Genomic DNA, 9,604 nt, shown 5'->3' on the forward strand with positions numbered 1-9,604 from the left:
GTGTCACTTTTTTACTTAAATTACAGAGGATAAACTCATGTTTCTGCAAATCAACAATCTGCACAAAAACTTTGAAACCAAAAAGGGTAAATTAGTTGTCCTCAAGGACATCAATATGACCATCAAGCAAGGCGAATTTATCTGCGCGGTAGGCGCATCCGGTTCTGGCAAATCTACTCTGTTGAGGCAGATTGCCGGATTGGACAAGCCGACAACAGGGGAAGTGAAAATTGACGGCAAAGAAGTTGTTTCGCCTGGGCCGGATCGAGGTATGGTATTTCAGCATTACACTCTTTATCCTTGGATGAACGTGCAGGAAAATGCTGAGTTTGGCCTCAAACTTCAAGGCGTTTCCAAGAAAAAGCGGCGCGAACAAGCCAGCTATTATTTGAGTGTGGTAGGATTGACGCAGTTTGCTTCGTCGCTACCGAAGGAATTGTCGGGCGGGATGAAACAGCGCGTGGCGATCGCCCGCGCCCTCGCTTCTGAACCTAAAGTGTTATTAATGGATGAACCTTTCGGCGCATTGGATATCCACACTAAAGAATCGATGCACGAATTCATGCTGGATTTGTGGCGCCGCACTCAGATTACAATCTTTATGATTACCCATGATGTCGAAGAAGCGGTGTTTCTTTCCAATCGGATTTATGCTTTGGGCGCTCGTCCTGGTACAGTGAGAAAGGAAATGTCGATTAATTTGCCCGATCGCACTCCCAGCATTAAACGCCACGCCAAATTCCACGATTATCGCGACGAACTCATGGATTTGATGCGGAAACACGGACAGGAAGCAGTTGCAATGGCTGCTTAAATAGAAATCGGTTTGTATAACCTTTCTCAGGTAAATGAGGTACTCCTGGGCATTGGGCATTGGGCATTGGGCATTGGGCATTGGACTCTCCCCCATACCTCACCACGCTTGAAAACCGGTATAAATATTACTTTGGGATCAGGCGGGTTGAGCAGCTAATATCATGTCCGGTTGAATAGTTATAATACTTTTGTCCCATCATGCCCGATGCCCGATGCCCGATGCCCGTATAGGATTTATAAGTAATTAACCGGACTTGATATAAGACATACTATTGTTTTGTTTCGCTGACCCCAAAAATACATCAAGAGGAACTTATGGTGCAACTATCGATCGACACAAACTCACAAATTGATTCAAGCCTCGTATTAATGCAAGAAACCGTACCGGGCGGCGCGTACTGGTCGGGAGTCATCAAGCGGGGAAACACCCTGCGAATCACCGATTTAGAAGGATCTCGCGGCGTTTCCATGCTGTGCTACAACGCCGACAATGCGATCGAACGTTTCAACGCAGCAGACACCGCCAAAATTCAATTCAACGCCTTTCTCAAACAAGGCATGGTGATCTACACAGACATGGGGCGCATCTTATTTTCCATCACCCAAGACACCTCCGGCTGTCACGATTTGCTAGGAGGATGCAGCAACGCCATTAGCAATGCCAAAAAATACGGCGAAGGAGACTGGAAAAACTCCCGTGACAACTTCCTCAAAGCCCTAAGTCGGTGGGGATTGGGCAAAAAAGATATCATGCCCAACCTCAACTTATTTACTCGCATTGCCGTCAAACCAGACGGCACGATGGAGTTTCGCGAAGGCTGCGAAAAACCGGGTAGTTTTATCGATTTGCGAGCAGAAATGAACGTATTGACCATTATCTCTAACTGCCCCCACATCCTGCATCCGGGTTCAGCTTATGATCCAAAACCCATCCAAATTCAGATTGTCAAAACCCCCGCACCCGCACCAGACGACTTGTGCCGCACCGCCAACCCGGAAGCCGTGCGCGGCTTTATCAACACTGATGCTTTGTTCGTGCAATAGACTCGATTCCAGCACTCAATCTTGTCCGCACCAATCGGCGGTAAAAAATTCTGCAATTCCATCACAAAAAGTGAACCATGACTGCAACCACTCAACAAATCCTCGATCCAAAAACTGCAATTTATAACGAAGTTTTACCCGCCAGACATCCCTGGTCTCGTGTCATCAAAAAAGGACAGATTCTCCGCATTGTAGATTTAGGCGGCAATCAAGCAGTAGATTTTTTAGTTTACAATGCCGATGACCCTTCCGAACGCTACAGCGCCCCCGATACGATCGTCAATCAAGGCAACATCTTTGTCACTACAAACAGCCAACTCATTTCCAACGAAGGGCGAGCCATGATGACCATAATTGCTGACTCCTGCGGGCGGCACGATACCTCCGGCGGCGCCTGTAGCTGCGAGAGCAATTCGGTGCGGTTTGGGCTAGATAAAAAATACCAGCACGCCTGTGTTGAAAATTTCCTCGCCGCAATTCTTCCCCACGGTTTGGGCAAGCGAGATTTAGTCAGCAATATCAACTTCTTTATGAATGTTCCTGTTAGCGAAGATGGCACGCTTGAAATTGTTGACGGCATCTCCGATCCGGGAAGTACAGTTGATTTGCGCGCCGAAATGAACGCCCTGGTTGCTATTTCTAACTGTCCGCAAATGAACAATCCTTGCAATGCTTACAATCCTACGCCGATTCAGTTGATTATTTGGGATTCCGTGTAATCTAATATGCCCGCCGCGAGCTATTAGAATCCGCCGCGAGGGGGACGCTGGCACTATTGTTAGCGCCCTTCCCTATTGCCCCAAGAGACTTGCATGGCATTCCCAAGCTTTCCTATCTGGAAATTATCTGCGTTTATCTGCGTTCATCTCCCTTACATCGGCGGTTGACTTATCAATCAAAGATTTATACAATTACCCAAATGTTTAACAAAGTTTTGATTGCAAATCGCGGTGAAATTGCCTGCCGAATTATCCGCACGCTCGATCGCCTCGGAATTGCTTCGGTAGCAGTATATTCTGAAGCCGACGCCCGCGCCAAGCACGTTTTCGCCGCCAGCGAAGCCGTTTGTATCGGTGCAGCCGCCGCAGCCGAGAGTTATTTGCGGTTCGATCGCATTCTCGAAGTTGCGCGCCAAACAAAAGCTCAAGCTATCCATCCGGGTTACGGCTTTTTGAGCGAAAATGCTGAATTTGCCGAAGCTTGTGCAAGCGAAAATATTGCATTTATCGGCCCGACTCCGAGTCAGTTGCGCTGCTTTGGATTGAAGCACACCGCGCGGGAAATAGCGGCTGCAAATCAAGTGCCCCTAACTCCCGGAAGCGAACTTTTAGCAAGTTTGGAGGATGCCCAAAAAGCGGCTGGGGCGATCGGCTATCCGGTGATGCTCAAAAGTACCGCAGGCGGCGGCGGCATCGGTTTGCAGGCTTGTTTTGGCGATCGAGATTTGGCAGAAGCCTTTGAAAAAGTACAGCGTTTGAGTCAAAGCAATTTTAAACAAAGCGGCGTTTTTTTAGAGAAATACATTCAAACAGCCAGACACATTGAAGTCCAAATCTTTGGAGATGGCAAAGGAAATGTCATAGCCTTGGGCGAGCGAGATTGTTCGGTGCAGCGGCGCAATCAAAAAGTAATTGAAGAAACCCCCGCCCCTGGTATTAGCGACGAACAGCGAAATCAGTTGTACGGTGCAGCAGTGCGGTTGGGAAAAGCGGTAAATTACCAGTCAGCGGGTACTGTTGAATTTGTGTTTGATGTCGATGCGAAACAGTTTTATTTTTTGGAAGTCAACACGCGCTTGCAAGTTGAACACGGCGTTACTGAAGCTGTCAACAACATCGACCTCGTTGAGTGGATGATAAAACAGGCTTCGGGAAATTTGTTCCCCCTGGAAGAGTACCGATATCGGCCGCAGGGACACTCAATTGAGGTGCGAATTTATGCGGAAGATGCCGGCAAGAATTTTCAGCCGAGTTCCGGGTTGCTGAATCAAGTTGCATTTCCCGAAAACGTCCGCTGCGACAGTTGGATAGAAACCGGCACGGAGGTAACTCCTTTTTACGATCCGCTGCTAGCCAAAGTAATCGTTTGCGCGGATAATAGAGAACAGGCGATCGTAAAACTAAAAGCTGCTTTAGATGCCAGTGAAATAGCGGGAATTGAAACTAATTTAGATTACCTCCGCCAGATTTTGGACGATTCCCGATTCAGCCGGGGCGAACTGAACACGCGCTTTTTAAACTCTTTTGAATACGCACCTTTAACGATCGATGTATTGGATGGGGGAACCTACAGCAGCATTCAAGATTATCCGGGGCGGATTGGCTATTGGGATGTTGGCGTGCCGCCTTCCGGGCCAATGGATCATCTGGCATTTCGATCGGCAAATCGTTTAGTAGGAAATCCCGAATCGACAGCAGGATTGGAATTCACAGCGACAGGCCCAACTCTGCGCTTTAATGCCGATACAGTTATTAGTTTGACTGGTGCAACTATGAAGGGAACGCTAAACGGCGAATCGGTGCCGTTTTGGACGGCAATTCCCGTAAAAGCTGGTAGCATTCTCAAGTTAAAAGCTATTCAAGGCGACGGCTACCGCACTTATTTAGCAGTCAAACACGGCTTAAATGTCCCCGATTATTTGGGCAGCAAATCAACTTTTGTACTGGGCAAATTTGGCGGACACGCGGGCCGCACGCTGCGTCCGGGAGATGTGCTTAAACTGCTTCAAACTGCAACTCTGGAAGCGGAATTATCTTTACCACCGGAACTAATTCCCACCTACAGCAATAATTGGGAAATCGGCGTTTTGTACGGGCCTCACGGCGCGCCGGATTTCTTTACTGAGTCAGACATCGAAATGTTTTTCTCTACAGAATGGCAGGTGCATTACAACTCGACGCGGACGGGCATTCGGCTGATCGGCCCGAAGCCCACCTGGGCGCGTCAAGACGGCGGGGAAGCGGGTTTGCACCCGTCTAACATTCACGATAATGCTTACGCGATCGGCACGATCGATTTTACGGGCGATATGCCTGTAATTCTCGGTCTTGACGGCCCGAGTTTGGGAGGTTTTGTGTGTCCTGCTACTATTGTGAAGTCGGAACTGTGGAAAATCGGGCAACTGAAGCCGGGGGACAGCATCCGCTTTCACTGTTTGAGTTTTGCTGAAGCTTTGCAGCGGGAATTAGCACAAAATAGGCAAATTGCTACTTTTAGTTTGCCTGTTTTTGGGGAAAATGCGGAGGAATTGCCCGCAGTTCCCGCTTCTCCAATTTTGCATAAAATTCCCGAATCTCCGGGACAGGTTGCTGTTACTTACCGTCAAGCTGGGGATAAATATATTCTAGTTGAATACGGGCCGTTGGTGCTGGATTTAAATTTGCGTTTTCGGGCGCACGCATTGATGGAACATTTGAAAGCAAATCCGTTGCCTGGTGTTATCGAATTAGTGCCGGGAATGCGATCGCTCCAAATTCACTTTGAGGGCCGCCAGATTTCGCAACAGCAGCTAATGCAGGCGCTGATTGCGGCGGAGGCGGAACTTCCGGCGATCGAGGATTTGGAAGTGCCGGCGCGAATTGTGCACTTGCCTTTATCTTGGGAAGATGAATCAACGCTGTTGGCTATTGAAAAATATATGCAGTCTGTGCGATCGGATGCACCTTGGTGTCCCAGCAATATTGAGTTTATTCGCCGCATAAACGGGCTTGACAGCATCGAACAAGTCAGAGAAATCGTATTTAATGCTAGCTATTTAGTGATGGGTTTGGGAGACGTTTATTTAGGCGCGCCCGTCGCAACTCCCCTCGATCCGCGCCACCGTTTGGTTACTACTAAATACAATCCCGCCCGCACTTGGACTCCTGAAAATGCAGTTGGCATTGGCGGCGCGTATTTGTGCGTTTACGGGATGGAAGGGCCGGGAGGTTATCAATTTGTCGGCCGCACGGTGCAAATGTGGAATCGGTTCAAACAAACGGTGGATTTCCAGTCTGGTAAACCTTGGCTTTTGCGGTTTTTTGACCAAATCAGATTTTATCCGGTTTCCCATGAGGAATTGCACCGCTGTCGGGAAGAATTTATCGAAGGGAAGTTTAAATTAAAGGTTGAGGAAATCACTTTTAATTTGAGAGAATACAATGAGTTTTTGCATTCTATTGCGGGCAGTGCGGCTGAGTTTAAAGCGCAGCAGCAGGCCGCATTTAATGCAGAGCGCGATCGCTGGGCCGCCTCCGGGGAATTTGAAGCTGAATCTGCCGCAGAATCCTCGGCAGATGTGGCTTCTGACACGGCTGCGGAGGTTACTTTGCCGATCGGCTGTGAGGCAGTTGTCGCTCATGTTTCGGCTAATGTTTGGCAGGTGCTGGTTAATGTTGGAGATGCGGTTGCAGAGGGCGATCGCCTGTTAATTTTGGAAGCGATGAAAATGGAAATTGCTATTACTGCTGATGTTGCGGGCACTGTTGCCCAGTTGTTTTGTGAAAAGGGGCAAACCGTGACAGCCGGACAAATTCTAGCTGCTATTCAACCGAATTAATCCCTTTGTTGTCAGTTCGGGGACAGTGGGAAGCCGTTGGATAATTGGGGGATGATTTTGATTGTTTTGTGGGATGGGATATCGTAGCCAGTCAGGTGTATTTTCACTGAAGGCGGGACACCCTACAAGAATCATCCTCTAATTGTGCAATACCCGCTCCTTTAATCAAGGTTTAGCAGCAGTTACCCATCCAAAAGGGTGGGGATATATCAATCAAGCAGGCTAGTGGGCGATCGCCCCTAAGTTTCCGCTGTAGGCAGTTTTTCCGAAGGCTTAGCCGCTGTCAAGCGCAATGACAAATCTGGCTTCATAAATCAAGCTGGAAAGCTGGTCATTTAGCAGGTTCGATGCTCTGTTTAGGCTTTAAATTTGTTTAAACTTACATTTTGCACCATTCTCAAGAACAGGCAAGATGCCTGTTCCTAAAAAGCTTATTGACAATGGTACAAGATGTAAGTTTAAATCTAGCTAACTTAACTCCAGCAGCCCAGAATTGAGCGGCGAACCATCCTGAAATACCAGCAATTCTCCCGGCTGAATTTGCGTCCAAACTTCGTTATCAGTCAGCGGGAAAGTGGCAATAACAGCCACGCGATCGTCCTCGTTGGTCAATTCCCGAAAATCGACTGTTACATCTTCGTCGATCGAGTGAGCGCTAGCAAAAGGTGCTTGTCGCACAATATAATGCAGATTAGTAGAACAGTGGGTGAACAAGTGTTCTCCATCGGAAAGTAAATAATTAAAAATTCCGTGTTCTGCCAAACTTTTAGTAATTTCCTCCAGTACCGGGTAAATTTCCGCTACAGCAGGCTTACTTTGAGGAAAAGTGGAACGCAGCTTTTCTAATATCAAACAGAATGCTTTTTCGCTGTCAGTTTTGCCAACCGGTTTGTAAACTCCGGCACATTCTGGATAAAAGTTTTCGAGATTTCCGTTGTGAGCAAACACCCAATAACGTCCCCAAAGTTCCCGAATAAAAGGGTGGCAGTTTTCTAGAGCAATTGCGCCTTGCGTAGCTTTGCGGATGTGAGCAATGACGTTAGTTGAATGAATGGGATAGCGACGCACTACTTCTGCAACCGGAGAAGCAATCGCAGGTTTTGAGTCTATAAAAAGGCGACATCCCAAACCTTCAAAGAAAGCAATTCCCCAACCGTCTTGATGAACGTCTGTTCTGCCACCTCTTGCAGAAAAACCCTCAAAAGAAAAGCAAATATCTGTTGGAACATTGCAGTTCATTCCCAGTAATTGGCACATAGCTTTTAAATCTCTGGAGTTTGAATGGATGTCGCAGCTATTGGCAGCTACAGATTTGCGATGATAGTATTATAGTATGAATTGATTTAGCCTAATAAAAAAAACACAATAATTGTGGATGGTTAACCATAATGCTACTTAAATTTTAAAAAATGCGTGAAGCCAAGCTATCCCGAACGCGCGTGCGAGCCCGTTGCGGTAGGGAATCGCCCAAAATTCAATCGCGTTCCCCGGAGAACAGTCTTCATCGTTCCATTTGTCCTGCAATTTTTTTTATTAAATTTATGTAAAATTCACTTGTGTGGGGGAAAGTCTGAAAGTTGTTTGATATCCTTCAAAACTATTTGAGGCTTCCCTTTGTACTGTTCTATCTTCCCACTGACATACACATATCCCCGTCCCAGACCCGCATAACGTTTCTCAATTAGCCGCTTCAAGGGAGCCATTTCATCAGTTTCAGCATCTGGTATCCACAAATCTAATTTATGATAAACTGAGCCAGCATGAATTAGAGCGCTGCCGCCGATCCATTTATTAATCCCAGCCTGCAAATCGCAGAAAATAGTAATAGATTTAGCTTTCTCAGAAGCAGCTAATATTTTCGGGTAGTGCAACCTCAAAGAAAGCGCTCCTGCCGTTGCTTCCGACAACCGAAACTCTTCAACAATTGAGCCTCGCATCGACCACCAAGGCAGTAAATTAGCATAGTTGCGAGAGGGAATTTTGGCATTGACAATCGGATTCCAAATCATCAGATTGTAAGCTTTTGCCGCCGATTCTGCCTCAGTCATTTGTCGATGATACAATCTGGAGCGCCCGTATTTGACAAAGTAGGGACTCCAGCCTTCTTCAATCAGTTTAAGATTGTAATTTTCTCCATCTTTATGTACGTAACAAAGGAGACGCCCGTAGTTGTCGCGGTGTTTTTGTAGAGCCACTTCAACCGAATCGTCTGTATCAAATTCTATGTCAATTTGAGCAAGTCCGCCATCTGCTGTCGCAAAGTATTTTTTAGCCATTTCCGTACCTGCTTTCCCCGCCGCAGTTACAGGTTTGGAGCCTCCCGGATGACTTTCTTCTGTATCGACGCAAATCAGCCGCAGAGACTCGGTTTTGCCGTTGAGAGAAATTTTGATGCTGTCGCCATCAACTACTGTAGTTATTTGCAGGTTCGGAATTCTGGTTGCCATATTTTGGACCCTGTTGCACTTGAGATTTCATGCAGGTATCGGTTGAATCATACACGAGTTCGCTATCAATAGCAACTGTCATTTTTGTTGTTTGTATTAATATTTGTCAAGTGTGGCGTATTTTATCAAGTCGGGGAAAAAATCTCGAAAATCGGATTCTAAGCGCAGATAGTTAGCTGTCAAATCTTCTATGCCGCTTGCCAAGTTATTTGTCCGTTTGAGTCGCGCCGACATTCTTGTAAGAGTGATGCCGATTTCGGCGATGTCCTGATAAGATGAAAGCAAGTCGCGGGCAATTATTGTGGGCAGCACCCGCTGGAGAGATTCAGGCAATATATCGCGGTTGTCTTGCAGGATTTTATAGACATCCTGAGAAAAATCCCGGAGGGGAATTTCTGAATATTCCAGCCAATTTTTAGCCAAGAAGTGGTCGTAAAACACGTCAATCAAAACTCCAGCAAACCTGCGCCTGTGGGAGCAAACAAGGCTTTTACTCGATCGCACTATTGGGTGAGAGTCGGTGTAGCTATCTACTTTGCGGTGCAAATCGATGCCTTTTCTAATTTCATCGGAATAAAGGTTGACAGCCGTTCCTTTGACAAAATCTCCTAAGAGGTTGCCAATCAGGGATTCTGGCGTGCCTTTTGATAAGAATAGATGAGCCAAATAATTCATTGCTACAGCATTGGTGACAAGTTAAGGAAAAAGGGAAATTGTCAAGGGTAGTATTTGCATGGGTCTGGGATCGTGGGAAACTTAT

General features: G+C 46.8%; 7 protein-coding genes and 1 pseudogene. 5 read left to right on the forward strand and 3 right to left on the reverse strand.

Annotated features, from left to right (window positions below):
- Positions 1 to 37 precede the first annotated feature (37 nt).
- From QT979_RS24810 to QT979_RS29140, 5 genes and pseudogenes are all read left to right on the forward strand, one after another.
- Positions 38 to 814: an ABC transporter ATP-binding protein gene (locus tag QT979_RS24810; RefSeq protein ID WP_333214200.1), complete on the forward strand. Its 777-nt coding sequence runs from the start codon at positions 38 to 40 to the stop codon at positions 812 to 814.
- 317 nt (positions 815 to 1,131) lie between these two features.
- Positions 1,132 to 1,860, forward strand: a complete 729-nt coding sequence (locus QT979_RS24815; protein WP_333311971.1) for an urea amidolyase associated protein UAAP1 — start codon at positions 1,132 to 1,134, stop codon at positions 1,858 to 1,860.
- Positions 1,861 to 1,937: 77 nt separating this feature from the next.
- The gene (locus QT979_RS24820) at positions 1,938 to 2,579 is read left to right on the forward strand and encodes an urea amidolyase associated protein UAAP2 (RefSeq protein ID WP_333311972.1); all 642 of its coding nucleotides are present in this window, start codon (positions 1,938 to 1,940) and stop codon (positions 2,577 to 2,579) included.
- Positions 2,580 to 2,779: 200 nt separating this feature from the next.
- Positions 2,780 to 6,397, forward strand: a complete 3,618-nt coding sequence (gene uca / locus QT979_RS24825; RefSeq protein ID WP_333311973.1) for an urea carboxylase — start codon at positions 2,780 to 2,782, stop codon at positions 6,395 to 6,397.
- A gap of 252 nt (positions 6,398 to 6,649) precedes the next feature.
- A pseudogene (locus QT979_RS29140) lies at positions 6,650 to 6,736 on the forward strand (WG repeat-containing protein); the annotation flags it as partial.
- Between the two features lie 129 nt (positions 6,737 to 6,865).
- On the opposite strand, the gene QT979_RS24830 reads toward QT979_RS29140, so the two are convergent.
- From QT979_RS24830 to QT979_RS24840, 3 genes are all read right to left on the reverse strand, one after another.
- On the reverse strand, positions 6,866 to 7,654 hold the full coding sequence (locus QT979_RS24830; protein ID WP_333214192.1) for a class II glutamine amidotransferase: 789 nt from the start codon (positions 7,652 to 7,654) through the stop codon (positions 6,866 to 6,868).
- A gap of 293 nt (positions 7,655 to 7,947) precedes the next feature.
- Positions 7,948 to 8,844 (reverse strand): thermonuclease family protein, encoded by an 897-nt coding sequence (locus tag QT979_RS24835; protein WP_333214190.1) that lies wholly within the window; start codon positions 8,842 to 8,844, stop codon positions 7,948 to 7,950.
- A gap of 96 nt (positions 8,845 to 8,940) precedes the next feature.
- Complete coding sequence (locus QT979_RS24840) at positions 8,941 to 9,519, reverse strand: ACP phosphodiesterase (protein ID WP_333311974.1); 579 nt, start codon at positions 9,517 to 9,519, stop codon at positions 8,941 to 8,943.
- Between the last annotated feature and the right edge of the window lie 85 nt (positions 9,520 to 9,604).

This window comes from Microcoleus sp. w2-18bC1 (genome assembly GCF_036700365.1).
In the GTDB taxonomy this organism is placed as follows: Bacteria; Cyanobacteriota; Cyanobacteriia; order Cyanobacteriales; family Microcoleaceae; genus Microcoleus.